The 16960-nt window shown below is 40.5% G+C and carries 14 protein-coding genes and 2 pseudogenes; 1 reads left to right on the forward strand and 15 read right to left on the reverse strand.

Features of this window, described 5'->3' with window-relative positions:
• The first annotated feature begins 161 nt into the window (after nucleotides 1-161).
• Entirely contained in the window at nucleotides 162-1241 is a 1080-nt protein-coding gene (wecA, locus tag AC6I8Y_RS15430; protein WP_498020475.1) for a UDP-N-acetylglucosamine--undecaprenyl-phosphate N-acetylglucosaminephosphotransferase, read from the forward strand.
• A gap of 94 nt (nucleotides 1242-1335) precedes the next feature.
• Here the strand turns inward: wecA and AC6I8Y_RS15435 are convergent, their stop codons facing one another.
• The 15 genes and pseudogenes from AC6I8Y_RS15435 to AC6I8Y_RS15505 all read right to left on the reverse strand — a co-directional run bounded on the left by AC6I8Y_RS15435 (nucleotide 1336) and on the right by AC6I8Y_RS15505 (nucleotide 16958).
• Nucleotides 1336-2289, reverse strand: a complete 954-nt coding sequence (locus tag AC6I8Y_RS15435; RefSeq protein WP_498020476.1) for a patatin-like phospholipase family protein — start codon at nucleotides 2287-2289, stop codon at nucleotides 1336-1338.
• Nucleotides 2290-2383: 94 nt separating this feature from the next.
• Nucleotides 2384-3265: a UTP--glucose-1-phosphate uridylyltransferase GalU gene (gene galU, locus AC6I8Y_RS15440; protein WP_498020477.1), complete on the reverse strand. Its 882-nt coding sequence runs from the start codon at nucleotides 3263-3265 to the stop codon at nucleotides 2384-2386.
• A 250-nt stretch (nucleotides 3266-3515) separates the two neighbouring features.
• Nucleotides 3516-4702, reverse strand: a pseudogene (gene manA, locus AC6I8Y_RS15445) (mannose-6-phosphate isomerase, class I).
• Between the two features lie 136 nt (nucleotides 4703-4838).
• Nucleotides 4839-6008 carry a nucleotide sugar dehydrogenase gene (locus AC6I8Y_RS15450; RefSeq protein WP_498020478.1) on the reverse strand — a complete coding sequence of 390 codons (1170 nt, stop codon included), beginning with the start codon at nucleotides 6006-6008 and terminating at the stop codon, nucleotides 4839-4841.
• A 53-nt stretch (nucleotides 6009-6061) separates the two neighbouring features.
• On the reverse strand, nucleotides 6062-7510 hold the full coding sequence (locus tag AC6I8Y_RS15455) for a phosphomannomutase (RefSeq protein ID WP_498020479.1): 1449 nt from the start codon (nucleotides 7508-7510) through the stop codon (nucleotides 6062-6064).
• Nucleotides 7511-7532: 22 nt separating this feature from the next.
• The gene (locus AC6I8Y_RS15460; protein WP_498020480.1) at nucleotides 7533-8975 is read right to left on the reverse strand and encodes a mannose-1-phosphate guanylyltransferase/mannose-6-phosphate isomerase; all 1443 of its coding nucleotides are present in this window, start codon (nucleotides 8973-8975) and stop codon (nucleotides 7533-7535) included.
• A gap of 41 nt (nucleotides 8976-9016) precedes the next feature.
• Nucleotides 9017-9469 (reverse strand): GDP-mannose mannosyl hydrolase, encoded by a 453-nt coding sequence (locus AC6I8Y_RS15465; RefSeq protein WP_498020481.1) that lies wholly within the window; start codon nucleotides 9467-9469, stop codon nucleotides 9017-9019.
• Between the two features lie 42 nt (nucleotides 9470-9511).
• Nucleotides 9512-10471, reverse strand: coding sequence for a GDP-L-fucose synthase (gene fcl / locus AC6I8Y_RS15470; RefSeq protein ID WP_498020482.1), 960 nt, complete (start codon nucleotides 10469-10471; stop codon nucleotides 9512-9514).
• Nucleotides 10472-10554: 83 nt separating this feature from the next.
• A pseudogene (gmd, locus tag AC6I8Y_RS15475) lies at nucleotides 10555-11677 on the reverse strand (GDP-mannose 4,6-dehydratase).
• Nucleotides 11677-12138 carry a PssE/Cps14G family polysaccharide biosynthesis glycosyltransferase gene (gene pssE, locus AC6I8Y_RS15480; RefSeq protein WP_498020483.1) on the reverse strand — a complete coding sequence of 154 codons (462 nt, stop codon included), beginning with the start codon at nucleotides 12136-12138 and terminating at the stop codon, nucleotides 11677-11679. The pseudogene gmd and the gene pssE overlap by 1 nt, the downstream one beginning before the upstream one ends.
• Nucleotides 12135-12599, reverse strand: coding sequence for a PssD/Cps14F family polysaccharide biosynthesis glycosyltransferase (gene pssD, locus AC6I8Y_RS15485; RefSeq protein ID WP_498020484.1), 465 nt, complete (start codon nucleotides 12597-12599; stop codon nucleotides 12135-12137). Before pssD ends, pssE begins: the two co-directional genes overlap by 4 nt.
• Nucleotides 12592-13671, reverse strand: a complete 1080-nt coding sequence (locus AC6I8Y_RS15490) for a glycosyltransferase family 4 protein (RefSeq protein ID WP_498020485.1) — start codon at nucleotides 13669-13671, stop codon at nucleotides 12592-12594. Before AC6I8Y_RS15490 ends, pssD begins: the two co-directional genes overlap by 8 nt.
• Nucleotides 13671-14945, reverse strand: coding sequence for a WzyE family oligosaccharide polymerase (locus tag AC6I8Y_RS15495; RefSeq protein WP_498020486.1), 1275 nt, complete (start codon nucleotides 14943-14945; stop codon nucleotides 13671-13673). The genes AC6I8Y_RS15490 and AC6I8Y_RS15495 overlap by 1 nt, the downstream gene beginning before the upstream one ends.
• Before the next feature lies 1 nt (nucleotide 14946).
• Entirely contained in the window at nucleotides 14947-15747 is an 801-nt protein-coding gene (locus AC6I8Y_RS15500) for a glycosyltransferase family 2 protein (protein WP_498020487.1), read from the reverse strand.
• Entirely contained in the window at nucleotides 15735-16958 is a 1224-nt protein-coding gene (locus tag AC6I8Y_RS15505) for a glycosyltransferase (RefSeq protein ID WP_498020488.1), read from the reverse strand. Before AC6I8Y_RS15505 ends, AC6I8Y_RS15500 begins: the two co-directional genes overlap by 13 nt.
• Between the last annotated feature and the right edge of the window lie 2 nt (nucleotides 16959-16960).

Consider the following 16960-nt stretch of genomic DNA (forward strand, 5'->3'; position numbering starts at 1 on the left):
GTGATATTGGTCAGTTTTATTTGAGAATAGAAGTAATAACCAAAAAATATATGGAACTCCGACTTCATTAAAGGCTCGATCTTCAGTACCATTAAGCCAAGAGTCGCATAAAAGAACTCAAATAATTCTAACGACATACAGATCAGTTATCAGTGGGTTACATGATATTACTTCTCGGCTTTGTGGCGATTACCGCCTTTATCACCTTATTTTTTGCAAGACGCGTGGCAAAAGCCGTTGGTCTTGTCGACAAACCCAATGCTAGAAAACATCACCAAGGCGTTGTTCCCCTAGTCGGCGGCATTTCAATCTGTATCACGGTGACGCTCACCGTACTTGTGTTTGATATTGATATCCAGCACGCAGGTTTGTTCCTCTTCTCTATCTGCACACTCACTGTGCTAGGCGCAATCGACGACAAATATGACCTGAGTTTCAAATCTCGTATGCTTTGCCAGGCGCTGCTTTCACTCGCCATGATGCACTTCGCCGAACTAGAACTGCACACGCTAGGCAATATGTTTGGTCTTGGACACACGGAATTAGGCGGCTTTGCGGTACTGATTACCGTACTGGGCGTGATTGGTGCTATCAATGCGTTCAACATGGTGGACGGCATTGACGGGCTGCTCGGTGGGCTATCGATCGTGTCTTTTGGCGCGTTAGCATTTCTGCTCTATCAAGATGGGCATTCAGGGCTGGGCATGCTGTGTCTCATCTTTATCGCGGCAGCACTGCCATATATCGGCATGAATCTAGGTTTACTCGGTCGCAAGCGCAAAGTCTTTATGGGTGACGCGGGTAGCATGATGATCGGCTTCAGCATTATTTGGTTACTACTCAGCGGCAGTCAGGATGAGTCTGGTGCGATCATGAGACCCGTAACAGCACTGTGGCTAATAGCCCTACCTTTGATGGACATGGCAGCCATTATGATTCGACGCGTTCGCCGCGGCGATTCGCCATTCAAGCCTGATCGCGAGCATTTACACCACATCTGCCAACGCCTTGGCTTAAGCTCACGTCAAACTCTATTCGCAATCTGCTTACTGGCTTCAGCGCTGACAGGTTTTGGACTCTACGGCGAGATTGCTCAGATTTCAGAGCCTATTATGTTCTACGGCTTTATTGCGTGCTTTGTTGGCTATGCGCTTTGCCTATCTTACATCTGGCGAATCACGCGCTTTGTTCGTATCAAGCTGGGTCGAGAGCCTCAACCAGAAACCGTCGAATCAAACTAAGCAAAACCAGAGCGGCATAGATTACAAAAACAAAGGGTCCCAACCTAATCAAGGTTGGGGCCCTTTGTATATAGCAGACCAATAACTTACTGGCTTAAGATAATTGGCTATCAAGCCATTCAAAATAATGCTTACATCCATCTCGACCAGACTGGATAAGCATAGCTTTTCGCTCATCACTCAAATCAAAGTCGGTAGTATTCACGCCTTTGGTATCAATATAAACAGTGCGCTTCCAGTCTTCACTATTTAAATGACGACTCTGCTGAGCTTCCAATACCGTATTGATAAGAGCAGAGGTGTAGTCGAACAGGTCGTTAATCTCTCGCTTTATTGGCTCTTTATGATCACGAAAGCAATCTATCTCTTCTTTGCTATCTAAGCGAAAACCTAAAGTTTCTTTGTTTACAATGCTCAGCCCATCGGGTGCTGTATCATCAATGAAATGCTGATAATCAAACAGCTTGATTGGATAGTTGCGTAGCAGCCCACCATCCACATACACGTCACCGCGTAAGCTACGCTTGGCAGAAAAGAATAGTGGAATAGACATAGAGATACGTACTGCATCGGCGATGCAGACGCTGGGAGTGCTCTCAGCAGAGAAAACCTCAGAGAACGAGGTAGAGATATTAGTACCGACTAAATAAATGGAGCGAAAGCCTTTTTGAGCCTTCATCGCCTCCAACTCAGCAAACGTAGATTCCGAGTTACCAGTCTTCGCTTCAATCAATCCGGCAATCCAGCTACGAAAGTAGTCGCCCTTGTACCAACCGAACTCTTCAGTTAATCGCTTGGCATCACGTACAAAACCCCAATCCTCATCCAAGAAATTACCAAAATCTAGCTTCCAGAGGATGTCGCGCATTTCTTGGTGGGAGTAGCCTAGAGACAGTAGCACAGCATTTATCGCGCCGGCGGAGGTACCGCCAACACGCTCGATATTGTGCATTAAGTTATTTTGTTCTAAAACTTCTAGAGCACCTAGATAGGCGAGACCCTTGACGCCTCCGCCCTCAAAAATGAGATTCTTAAATAAATATGCCATAACTTTGCTCCTTGCTTGTTAATTAGCAAGGGCAAGGATAGGAGCTTTATGGCATATCTGACTTTAAGTGACTCGCAAAACTGATTTGCTTGTATTACACAGGCGATAGTTCTTTATCGAGTTGCTCGATTTTAGGTTGTTCCTTCGAGCTGTGATTCAAGTAAAGGTTTTGGTAGCAATAGTTTGTTGCTTCCATGTACCCCTCTACGCTGCCACAGTCAAAACGCTTGCCTTTAAATTTATAGGCCATCACGCAGCCCTGCTGTGCTTGCTTAAGCAGGGCATCAGTAATTTGAATTTCTCCGCCCTTACCTGGTTCAGTATTTTCAATGTGCTCAAAAATATCTGGCGTCAAAATATAACGTCCAATGATCGCTAAATTGCTTGGTGCAAAGCCAGGTGCCGGCTTTTCAACCATATTGTCGACACGGTACAAATCGCCTTTTAATTGTTCTCCAGAAATGACTCCGTATTTATGAGTCTCTGATTCCGGCACCTCCTCGACGGCAACAATAGAGCATCGAAACTTATTGTAGAGCTCGACCATTTGTGACAATACGCCGCACTCTTCATTGACACAAAGATCGTCTGCTAGCACGACAGCAAAAGGGTTGTCACCCACAAGCTCTTTTCCTGTGAGTATCGCATGTCCCAGGCCTTTCATTTCGCGCTGTCGAATGTAGGTATACGACGCAGAATCAATCAAAGAACGAATATCTGTAAGGAGTGACTCTTTGGACGAGCCACTAATTTGGTGCTCAAGCTCATAGTTTTTGTCAAAATGATCCATGAGCGTATGCTTGCCGCGACCAGTGACGATCGCCATATGACCCATTCCGGCCTGAATGGCTTCTTCAACGCCATATTCGATGAGCGGTTTATTGACAACCGGCATCATCTCTTTAGGCATGGATTTTGTCGCCGGAAGAAAGCGAGTACCGTAACCTGCGGCAGGGAATAAACAGTGTTTTATCATAATAATTCTTGTCCAACTAACTGGGGGAGCATAGACCAAAAGGCAACACACGCTCCTTTGCGTTACCTCATTGTAATTAGGAGCCTGACTATAATGGCCTAAAAAGGCTGAAAATGACTATAGGGGGACTTTCCAAAACACTAAAGCTGCCTCAAAGGCGTCTAGGGCTTGAGACAATTTCATATTAACCATCTGAATTTGATCAATAAAAATGTCACAAAGTTCCTTTTCTAGGAGCTATGACTATTGGCTAGTTATAAGCCCTCGCCATCCGACCTTCGCCCTCATAGTAATACGATTGCGCATTATAAGGAATGAATACTGACTCGCTAGGCTTGAGACTAACTCGACTATCTCCAGCCCACACGTGTACATCGCCTTCCATACAGAATAATATCTCGGCACTGCGAACATACTGTTTACTCACTGCCGGTTTGACCGTTACGATATCCAATGCAAAATCATCCACTGGCACTGGGAAATTCAATCGACCTTCCTTTCTTATTGGAGATAACTTCAGCTTTTCTGGTGCCATAGGTTCAAAATTAGTGTTTGCGATAAGCTCTGGCACGTCTATGTGTTTAGGAGTTAAACCAGCACGAAGGACATTATCTGAACTTGCCATAATTTCCAGTGCAGTTCCCTCAACGTAAGCATGTGGCGTTTCAGCGTGCAAGAACATCGCTTCACCGGGTTCAAGCTCTACAATATTCAGAACTAGTGGCGCCAAAATACCGACATCATCCTGATAATAGTTTGTAAAGCTTTGACAGTAACATAGTGCCTGCCGCGCCATTTCTGATACGTTTTCGCGACCAAATGATCCTTTTATCTCAATCAGCACCTCTGATTTTTTTCTCCAGCAAGTGTCATCAACGCGGAAAAGAAATGCTTTAAACCTTGAGAGGTTGGCTGTGCTTTTAATAATGAAAGTTCGTTTTCTAAGCTAGGTATGCCGACTTCATCAAATAGTGCTATGGTGTGGTCTATTGGTCTAAAACCATTCATCGCTTTGTAACGCGTCAACGCATATACTAGCTCAGGTTTGTGATTTGGATCTTTATAATTGCGGTTGGCAGCCGTGGGCAAAATGGCTTGCTCATTCTCTCGAGCAAAGCCTCGCTCGGAATTTGCTTTGTTAGGGTGAACTTGGATAGAGAGTGGCATTTTTGCAGCAAGCACTTTTAATAGATACGGCAGTTCACCGTATCGCATTGCCGAATAACCTCCTAATACATCCTGCTTATTTTGTTTGATGTAAGTTGACAACAAAGTACCAGTGGATTCAAGTGCCGAACATCCATGCGGATGTGCGCCCATCCAAAGCTCGGCTTGTGGCCGGCCATCGCTATTATCAATGCCAAATAACTCACTCAAAGAAGTACGGCTACCCCACGCATAGTTTTGAATGCAATTATTAAGTTTATAAATAGTCACTGTTAAACTCGCATTTCTAAATTTGTTCGTTGATTCAATACAAAAAGAGCAACGGAAGAAAACTCCACTGCTCTTTTTATTAGTCTGTCTATAACTGTGCGTTATTCATTACGTAGCGTTCAATTACGCGTTAAGGTTACTTGTCACCATTGAAAAGGTCGCGTGTGTATACTTTATTCGCTACATCAGACAACTCTTCCGCCATTCGGTTAGATACAATGACATCAGCACGAGATTTAAAATCATCTAAATCAGTTAAAACTGCCGAATTAAAGAACTCAGGCTCTTTGAGTACCGGTTCATAGACCACGACTTCAACACCTTTGGCTTTTAAACGCTTCATAATGCCTTGTATACTCGATGCACGGAAGTTATCTGAGCCCGACTTCATAATAAGACGATAGATACCCACTGTTTTTGGGTTTCGCTTTAGGACACTATCTGCAATGAAGTCTTTTCGAGTTGTATTTGCATCGACAATCGCACGGATCAAGTTGTTTGGCACTTCCTGATAATTAGCGAGAAGTTGTTTGGTGTCCTTCGGAAGACAATAGCCACCATAACCAAAGGATGGATTATTGTAGTGACTACCAATACGCGGGTCTAAACCCACACCTTCGATTATTTGACGGCTATCTAAACCATGTGTCTCAGCGTAGGTATCAAGTTCATTAAAGTACGCAACACGCATTGCCAGGTAGGTGTTTGAAAACAGTTTAATCGCTTCTGCTTCTGTTGAGTCAGTAAACAGTATATCGATGTTCTGTTTTTCCGCCCCTTCAACCAACAGGTTTGCGAAGTGCTCCGCACGTTGACTACGCTCGCCAACAATAATGCGTGAAGGATGCAAGTTATCGAATAATGCAGTTCCTTCACGTAAGAACTCTGGCGAAAAAAAAATGTTATCTATCTCAAACTTTTCACGTACAGACTTGGTAAAGCCCACTGGAACGGTGGATTTAATCACCATCGTTGCCGTTGGATTAAACTTCAGTACATCAGCAATAACAGCTTCAACAGACTTGGTATTAAAATAGTTGGTTTCAGGATCATAATCCGTTGGAGTCGCTATAATAACGTAGTCCGCATTATCATAAGCTTGTGACTTATCCAACGTCGCGGTGAAATTTAGCTCTCTTTCTTTAAGAAAGGTTTCTATCTCTGCATCTGCAATTGGAGATTGCTGGTTATTTAGTATCTCCACTTTCTCTGCGATCACGTCTAGCGCGACGACTTCACAATGCTGCGCTAACAGCATTGCGTTAGACAGGCCTACGTAGCCTGTACCAGCAATGGTGATTTTCATTAGTTTACATCCAAATCATTTAAAATTCTTAGGCAACACAAATGCCAGACTGGTTAGTTTGTCCATTGATTAACATCAACGCTCTGAACATTGGCAAGAACTTGCTCAACCAGAGTTTGAGCTCTCTGCGCTGTTGAAGACTCAGCATAGCAACGCAGTTCAGGTGCATTACCAGAAGGACGAAGATGGAAAACATCACCTACGTCTAACGTAATGCGGAGCCCATCGGTATAATCAACGTCGGTGACAAACACATTTTCTAGCCCTAGCATCTCAACCAATAACTGCTCATGGCCTGTAGCCTTAGAGATGATCTCTCTACTTTTCTCGGTCGCGAAGTTTTGAATTCGGTCGCTGAAAGTAAAACGAGGAGTAAGAGAACTGACAAGCGAAGCTACTCCACTTTCTCTCGATGCAGCCAGTAGCATAAGTGCTGGTAGAACTGCATCACGCGTCGGAAGAGCCTTTAGCAGCTTGCCGTTAATTTCTACATCACTACCGAGTAAAAAGCCTCCATTCGCCTCAAAACCAGCGATAGCTTGGTAGGTTGCCGATAGCTCAGCAAATGCCTCGATAACATAAGGAGAACCAATTTTTGTTCTTAGTACCTTTTTGAACTCATTAGACGAGTCAATCGCAGTATTGCAGCTTACAGGAATCGCCAAAGCATCAACCTTCATCGCTTGTGCGCACAACAACCCAAGAATGTCGCCGCGTAGCCACTCACCATGTTCGTCCGCAACTAGTGGTCTATCACCATCACCATCGGTAGAAAAGATAAAATCTAGCTTGTGTTGAGCAGACCAAACACGAGCTTTCACTTTATCAACTTCTGCAACAGCCTCGGTATCAATCGGCACAAACTCATCAGTACGCTCAAATGAGATAACTTCAGCTCCAATCGACTTAAAAAGCTCTTGATAAATATCTCTCCCAGCACTTGAATGCTCATAAATACCAATACGCATTCCTGCCAATAAACCTTCATCAAATAAATCGGTATAACGCTCTCGGTAAAGTGCAGCCGCTCGGAAATCAACTGTTAACTTAGGCAACTCATTTAGGGCACAAAACTCTACCTTCTCATTTAGTATTGCTTTTTCATCTGCTTTGGTAATCTCTCCATCTGGGCGATAGAACTTAATTCCATTACGGTCAAATGGAATATGAGACCCAGTCACCATGATACAAGGCATATTGTCTTGCATTGCGGTAAAAGCCAGAGCAGGAGTGGGGACAACACCATAGTAAACGGCGTCAATACCTGCATCAGTAAGTGCTTGAATTACTGCTTTTGCCATTGATGGGCTGCTAGGACGATTGTCAATTGCCACAGCCATTTGATTGAAAGTAAAATGGCGACGCATTGATGCCAAAAATGCGTGAGTAAATGCAGCACAGACGTCCGATGTAAACTGAGTAACGAGTCCTCGCGCGCCACTAGTACCAAACTGGACGCCTGAAGCACCAAGCACTTCACTAGTGATTAATTTTGTTACCATAATTTCCTATCTCAATAAGTCGTTAGTAGTCGCCGCCAAACTTAGATGCTTTCTCATCAAAGCGAACAATATCGTCTTCTTCTAAGTACGACCCAGAACGAACTTCAATAAGCTCTAAAGGCACTTGTCCTGGGTTTTCTACGGAGTGTGGAGTCCCTACTGGAATAAAAGTTGACTGATTTTCAGTAAGAAGGAAAGTTTCCTCACCTTTTGTCACTTTAGCCGTACCTGACACGACAACCCAATGCTCAGCTCGATGGTGGTGCATCTGAAGAGCAGTCTTCTCTTTTGGCTTAACTAACACTTGCTTCACGTGGTAACGTTCACCTTCAGATACCGTCTCATGAGAACCCCATGGGCGATATACCTCTTGATGCTGCAGACACTCTGCTCGGTTTTGTTGTTTTAGTTGATTAACAATCGACTTTACATCTTGAACCTTGTATTTGTCCGCAACTAGCACTGCATCTTTCGTCTCTACAACGATAAGATTTTCAATGCCAACGGTCGCAACGAGTTTATCTTGCGAATAAATAAAACTATTCTGAGTCTGCTCAGTTAACACATCACCGCGAGTTGCATTGCCATGTTCATCTTTTTCATTCACGTCCCAGAGTGCGGACCAAGAACCAACATCACTCCAATTTGCGTCCATTGGAACAACAACAGCTTTTTCTGTTTTTTCCATTACCGCAAAATCTATTGATTCGTCAGGGATTTGTGAGAACAGTTCGGACGACATGCGAATAAAGTCTAGGTCGTCAAAATGACTATCGTAAGAACTTTCACATGCTTTCAAGATATCAGGCCGGAACTTTGCCAACTCTTCAAGGTAAGTAGATGCTTTGAATAAAAACATACCACTGTTCCACAAGTAGTTGCCATCCTCTAGATATTGTTTTGCAGTTTCAAGATCAGGCTTTTCAACAAAGCTATCAACACTAAAGCCTCGGCTCTCATCCGCAACAGTAACCTTAGCACCAGTTTTAATGTAGCCATACCCTGTTTCTGGTGCATTCGCTTTGATACCGAAAGTAACCATATCACCACGCTGTGCGTATGGAATAGCAGCTTGCACCGATTGATGGAAAGAGTGAGTATCTTTAATCACATGATCAGCTGCAAGAACTAACATCAAAGCATCTTCACACGAAGTTTGACTTTCAGATAGGGCAAATTTTGCTGCTAAAGCAATAGCAGGAGCAGTATTACGCCCTACTGGTTCCAATAGTATTCCGCTATGATTGCTATTAATACGGCGAAGTTGTTCAGCAACGAGGAATCGATGCTCTTCATTACAGATCACAAACGGTGCATTGTGTTCTAAACCAACCATGCGGCTCAATGTTTGTTGAAGCATGGTTTGTTCACCAGTTACAGCAAGGAATTGTTTAGGATATTTTGAACGAGATAGAGGCCATAAACGACTGCCTGAGCCGCCGGCCATAATTACAGGAATAAGCATAGTCAACTCGTTGTTATTAATTAAGCGATAGTTCTAGTTATTTATTGAAAATACCATTTAGTATGAATATGTACTTTATCACTGGTCAATAATTCATCTTGATTGTACCAACGGTAACGAGAATGCTGTACATCCATGGGTAAGTTCAATTCAGATCGAGTGACAATGAGTTTGTAGGCAATCGCGACATAATGAGTCGTAAACTCATCACTAAATACATTGTCATCATAGAGGTGTGTATAAGGTCCCAACAGTGTTGCCTGAGAGAGCTTAAACTCATACCCAAGCTCCTCTAAAGTTAAACGAGCAAAGGCGTCTTCAAGCTTTTCATCCTTAAGAATACGCCCACCGGGAACGAACCAGAAACCTTGAGCTGGTCGATTTAAACGCTCCCCAAGTAAAACTTGACCGCTTTCGTCCTCAATAACTAAGTCAATTGAAACTAATGGGGTACTTTCAATCACTTGAGAAAAACGTTGTTTGCTTAAAAACATAAGCTCTGTTTAACCCCTCATATTAGTTCTACCTTAGGTACTTTAACCGCGATAATTTTCTTGATTCTCTAGGAACCACTGGTAAGTCGTGGTTAAACCATCTTCAAGGCTCGTCTTCGCTTCCCAGCCTAGACTCTTTAAACGTGAAACATCCATTAACTTACGAGGAGTGCCGTCTGGTTTCGTAATGTCGAATTCAATTTCGCCGTCAAAACCAACCACTTTTGCAACAGTTTCAACAAGTTCACGGATAGTACAATCTACACCTGTACCTACGTTTATGTGACTAAGCATTTCTTGCGTATTTTCTAGATACACCTCTTGAGCAAGATTCATTACATAAATTGAGGCTGCTGCCATGTCATCTACATGCAAAAACTCTCGCATAGGTTTACCGCTACCCCATGCAACAACTTTACTGTCGCCGTTCAATTTTGCTTCGTGGAAGCGACGCAACAACGCGGGAATAACGTGAGAGTTTTGAGGATGAAAATTATCATTTTCACCATACAGATTAGTTGGCATTACTGATCGATAGTTGCGGCCATATTGGCGATTATAGGACTCGCACATTTTGATACCTGCAATCTTAGCAATTGCGTAAGGTTCATTGGTTTCTTCCAAAGTTCCAGTCAATAAAGAGTGTTCACGCATCGGTTGTTGTGCAAACTTTGGATAAATACAGGACGACCCCAAGAATAGTAAATCTTGAACACCATGCAGGTGTGCAGAATGAATAATATTATTTTGAATCGTCAAATTTTGGTAAATAAACTCAGCAGGGTACGTATTGTTAGCAATAATCCCACCGACTTTTGCCGCCGCAAGGTAAACTTGATCAATATCTTGATTCGCAAAAAAATCCTCGACGGCAAGTCCATCTAACAGGTCAAGCTCATTACGAGCTTTAGTAATCACTTCTACTGAAGGATCTCTAGATAATTGCCGAACAATAGCTGAGCCAACCATACCTTTATGACCAGCAACAAATACTCTTTTCATACTAGTTCCGATAATATAAATAGAAAAAGCAGAGTCCAAAATGAGAAACTCTGCAATACAAACGAATCAGTGTTACTGATTAATTAGTTTTCTAGTGAGATCGCGACGTCAAATCCGTGTTCTTTTAGAACTGCATGTTGTTTTGCCTTCTCGATATCAGACGCAATCATTTCTGCACACATTTTTTCTACAGTGATCTCTGGAGTCCAGCCAAGTTTGGCTTTCGCTTTACTTGGGTCACCAAGTAGTGTCTCTACTTCCGCAGGACGGAAGAAGCGAGGGTTTACTTTTACAATGACATCACCAACTTTCACTTTTGGTGCTTGTTCTTCAACAACAGCTACCACAGTAGCGATTTCATCGATGCCTTCACCGGAAAACTCAAGTTCGATCCCCGCTTCCTTCGCTGACAAGCGAACAAACTCTCGCACAGAGATTTGCTTACCAGTAGCGATAACAAAATCTTCAGCCTGCTCTTGTTGAAGCATCATCCATTGCATGCGGACGTAATCTTTAGCATGTCCCCAGTCACGCAACGCGTCCATATTGCCAAGCTCTAGGCAAGATTCCAAACCTTGAGATATGTTAGCAATAGCACGAGTGATCTTTCGAGTTACAAAGGTTTCACCTCGGCGTGGCGACTCGTGGTTAAATAAAATACCATTACATGCGTACATACCGTAAGACTCACGATAGTTGACTACAATCCAGTATGCGTACATTTTAGCCACGGCGTAAGGGGACCGAGGATAAAAAAGGAGTTGTCTCACGTTGAGGAGTTTCACGAACGTCTCCATAAAGCTCAGATGTTGATGCTTGGTAGAAACGTGTTTTCTTTTCTAAACCGTTGATACGGATTGCTTCGAGAAGCCTAAGAGTACCCATCCCATCTACATCAGCCACATATTCTGGTGATTCGAAAGACACCGCTACATGAGACATTGCACCAAGATTATATATTTCATCAGGTTGAATCTCTTTAACCAATCGAATCAAGTTTGAAGAATCCGTTAGGTCGCCATAGTGCAGTTTAATACTGGCGCAATCATTCACCAGCGCATCAATACGTTCTGTATTGTAAGATGATGCTCGGCGAACAAGACCGTGAACTTCATAACCTTTCTCAATCAAAAGCTCCGCTAAATAAGAGCCGTCTTGACCAGTAATACCGGTAATGAATGCTTTTTTATGTACTATTTCTGTCATTATAATTTATCTCGATGCAAAATATTATATATTTCTTCACCTTTAAAAAAAGGTTCTTTTTCGTAACGTTCGAAGTTTACACTTACAACAGCATCGCTATTGATCTGGGTAGCGAGTTCATTAAAACTAAATGAAACAACTCCATAATTATTTCTTCTTACAAATCTAGCCAAGTCTAATTGATGCTTATCTACTCTTTCCAAGTTTGGAACAGTTATAAACCTAACTTTAGATTCCAATAAAAAATAAACTGTGCCAGCCCCGCAGTGCGAAATAACATACCTATTACTGTATTTATCAAAGATATCATCTTCAAACCTAAAATATGGATGATTTTTTGGTATATATTGCCCATTGGCGATCTGAAAAATAAAATCAACCTTTTTTAGAGAGACAGCTGTATCTAAGTATTCGATCAAGCTATCGAAGCTAGTTGTGCCCACTGTAACTAAATATTTCATAAGCGACCGGCATAAAGAGAGTTAGGATAGACGGACAGTAGCTCTTCGTTTTGAACATAAAAATGAGTTGCTAAATGATACATAACACGACCAGTTATAGATTTTGTTTCGAATCGACTCCAAGTTTCAACAAAAACAACCGGGATACCTTTGACCCTGCCATATAGCGCAGGTAAAATGCACAATCCAGGTCCAGTAGACAAAATTGAATCGATATTATTGTTACGAAAAATAGTAACTAAAACCTTTAGGTTATAGAAAAAAGAGTACATAAAGTACATTAGATTGGTACCATGCTTTTTTCGTAATGGCTTGACTATATTAACATTGGAAAAATGATTCAATTGCTTAGAATCAACCAAAGAAACACATTTGCTCTCATCAATACCAACACAACTAATTAGTCTAACCATTTGAGCTGCATGACCGCCTTCACCGTACACTATAAGTGTTTTACTCATTGACTATTCCATTAAAAAATTTAGTTAGTTCATTATTAACAACTTTAGAATCAAAAGTCTTAGCTTTTTCTATAGCAGCCCTCTTAACCTGCAGCTTAGATGAAAGTTCATCATTACACATATCTATAATAACATCTACCGCGTACCTAATATCGCCAACGGGGACTAAGTATCCATCAACTTTATCATCAATATAGTACTTAGGACCGCCTATATCATAAGCTAATACAGGCACTCCACATGCCATAGCTTCTAAACCAACTAATCCTAAGCTTTCTGTCCTCCTTTTTGTTGGAAATATAAAAAGATCCAGTTTAGAGTAGATACTTTGTAAATTAGACTGTGGCATACTGGAGAAGTATTCGATTTTACTCTTCTTTGCGCTCTTTTCAACTTCCGCTCTTAGCGGGCCGTCTCCAACTATAATAGCCTTTACCGATGGATAATACCGTTCGATTTTATGGAAAATTTCTATAAAATCGAGCACTCCTTTATCTTTAGTCAGCCTACCAACGTATCCTAATGTTAAAGCATCTGTGTTAAAAGAAGGTGTATCTTTATCATGAAAAACTGATAAGTCTACTCCACCGGAGGGTGATACAACTACCTTTTTTCTAGATACATCATAATGACGACAAATTATCTCATTTTTATAATAATCTGAAGGAGATATAATCCAATCAGAACGTCTTAGTGCAATATTTGCTATAAACTTTTTCAAAAGAAAAAACGCTGTTGAAACATTGTCCTCACAAAGTACGTCACTACCATGTACATGAGAAACAAATTTAAACTTCCTCAATAATCCAGCAAAGATTACGGGTAAAGATGAATGAGATACGTAATGAACATAGACGATATCATAACGCCCAGTAATTATTGACTTAAAACATCGATAGTAGAAACGGAAATATGAACCTATTTTTGATTGCGCACTATTTTCAAGACAAACCGTATCAACACAAAAATATTTAGATAATCCCTTTACAGCATTTTTAACGAAGGTGCCTTTCTGTGGAAACTCTTTCGATGGGTAAATATTTGAAACAACGAGAATTTTCTTATTAAGCATTACTTAACCCTAAGCCTATCATAAAAGCCCTGTCTATATATAAGTAATAATAGACTAAAGAAAGTAAATGCAACGAAGAAAAATATTAAGTCCCGAATCATTAAAGCGATGCCCTCTCTCATTAATCCAAAAGTGCTAAGAATCAACATGAAGTATGCCAATTGCAAAAAGCTACTATGCCTACTATGCTTATAAATCAGTTCTAGTAAAGATATAACCAAAGCGACAACCCACATTCCGATAGCCAAACCCAAAGAACCAGCGTATAAATAAAGTTCACCCAATAAAGATGGAGATATAGTTACTTGGGCGCCATAATTTAAAATATGTTTAGTATAATAACCCGCAGCATTCTCAAGTATTAATGGTTTCTCAGTCCAAATTGCACGAGGAATAAAGTATAACAGGTTATTCCACATAACTTCCGGTGCATAATCCCCTGTCAAATCCATCTTTTTGGCGATGATAATAAAAGAATCTATGGGGGAGAAAGAGCCTTGTAGTTTATAGATAACGGAGGCTATTAAAGAATCGTCAATATGAGAAAGGTCAACCGCATAGCGAGTAATAGTCATGACTATTATGAGTAGAAAGAACATTAGTCCGTAAACTAACATAATTTTACTTTTCAAAACGTTGAAATAACATGCGCCTAAAAGCACAGTCACAACAAGCATTAGAGATGCTGCCCTTCCGCCACCAATTAATATAAAAATAAACACACCTATTAATATTGATATTATAGCAGTCCTCTTATAATTAACTGGATTTTCTATCAGCCTTGCAATAATATAAAAACTAAAGCCATATGTTATTAGAATACTAGCGAGACCACTTCCCGCATTGGCATGGTTTTTTTCACTATATCCACCTACGATTACCTTCATTAATACAAATCCATTTTGAGATGCAAATATCACTGCACCCAATACACCGATAGCAATAAAAAAAGGTTTCGAGACAGATATAGATTTTAGAGAAACTAAATTAATCACTCCATGTAACGTTTTAAACTTTCCGAAAAAGCCTAAAAAAAAGAAGTAAAACACTATAAACGCGACATAACTATAGAGAGTCAAGGGCATATAAGCATCCACTTCTGAAAGTGCTATTTTGAAAGGCTCAAATATATTTATTGCAATAATAAACAAATAACCTAGGCCATACACCATAAAGTAAAAAAGGCTAAACAAAACTACAGGACGTTCAACTTTATACTTATAAAAATGTATTATACACCAGCAGCAAAGTGCCAAACCCAATACGCTATACATATTACCCTAACAACCTATGCTTTAATTCTCTATAAGCGTTGATCACGCCAAGGTGTATCATACCTTTGACAAAATAGATTTTCAGCTTGTATTGGTAAATCGAAAGAGCATCACGCATAGTAAAGTGTCCATTTCTTTTGAGTATTTTCTTTCTCTCATTTAGCACCGAGAACCTATTATTAGCACTAACTCCCGTTGTATCGTAGTAGCATGTGGTTATTTCTCTTTTCTCCAATAAATGATTACCGTCTAACAACCGAATTATCATATCGTGATCAGCACAATATTTATACCTAAGATCAAATCCATCTAGTTTGATAAAAGAAAACCTATTAATAAATGATGCTTGATGACATATCGACAATTGTAATTTTATGTCGTCTACATCAATAGAAGCAGGTGGTTTTACTAATCTCTCATGAGTTTTAAATACTTCAATGTAATTTGTGTAAACAAGACTACTCCTAGAACGCTCTAATAGTTTAATTATCTTATTCAAACTATCTCTTTCATAGAATGTATCCCCCGCATTCATAAATAGAAGCCAACGCCCCTTCGCGAGCCTTGCTCCTTTATTCATAGCATCATAAATCCCCTGATCAGGTTCAGATACAGTAACATCGCATAGTTCGAAGTTTTCATCTATTAAAGGAAGAGTTTTACTATCCGTAGACCCTCCATCTATTACAATGTATTCAAACAGCTCCCTTTCGCATTTTTGTTGCTCTATGCTGCTAAATGTTTTTTCCAATCCAAATGGATCATTAAAGACTACGGTGATTATAGAGATTAGTTTTGACATACTTCATTATAAACCTGGTTATACCTTTCCACTACAGCAATAGAGTCAACCAATATATCGCTCGAGGAAGCGTCAATATTGACATTAGAAATAGTATCTATAATTAGTTCAGCATATTCTTGAGCATCAAATGGACGAGCTAAAGCCCCACAGCTTTCTGATGAAATAAGGTCTCGCATACCACCTATATCAAATGCCGCACAAGGCACACCACAGTGCAGCGCCTCTAAACAAGTGTTTGGAAGATTATCTTGCAAAGAAGGAGCTAAAAACAAGTCTGCACAATTATAAAGTAGACTCAAAGAGACATCATCAGAAAACGAACCTAAATAATGTGTCTTATACCCCAATAAATCTTCACCCTCAGATGAACCAAAAACGATAAATTCAATATCAGCGCGTGAATGCTTCTGTTTTAAAAACTTCACTGACTCGAACAGTAAATGAAATCCTTTTCTCGGATCACTTGTACTTGACATTGCTCCAAACAACAATAGTTTTTTGTCAATCGGTAATTTAAACATCTCTCGACAGAATTTCTTGTCCAAAGGTTTATATATACTTTTATCCAATGTATTAGGTATAACTGAAACATCATGCATTTTTAGTATGTCAGAGTTAGAGCAGCAGTCCTTCAACCAAGTACTAGGAGTAACGAATCTAATGTTTTTTTTGTTATATAAAGTCTTTTTCCTATTGGCGGTAAACCTATCAAAGTCTATCCCAGAGCTTGTTTTTAATTTACTTTCTCTCGTATATCCTGCTTGATAGCGCTCTTTATCATCCATGTCATCATAGTGCTCTGTCCCACAGAAAGCCCACATATCGTGCAACGTCCAGACAATCGGGGACTTGATTTTGTCTATCTCCCCAATCTGTATCATAGATTTATTTACCCAATGAAAATTAATAACTGAGGCGCCTATCCTATTTATATCCTGATGCAAAAATGTGGGGAATAAATTTATACTTCGTATTGTCTTATTTTTTGTCTTGCCAAAGCCAAGCATTACTTGGCATATTTTCTCAATAACCTGTATATAAAGCTTCTTTATCGGAGATACTTTATATACGTTTTCATCATTAGTTCGCTTATCCACTACTAGCATATAGCTATCTAATCCAGCTTTTCTTTGTGCCTTATATAACCGATGGGCAGCTCTTGCAGCCCCCCCCTCTACATCGGAATAACAAACATGTAAAATTTTCATGT

The sequence above is a fragment of the Vibrio sp. KUL78 genome (assembly GCF_059725505.1).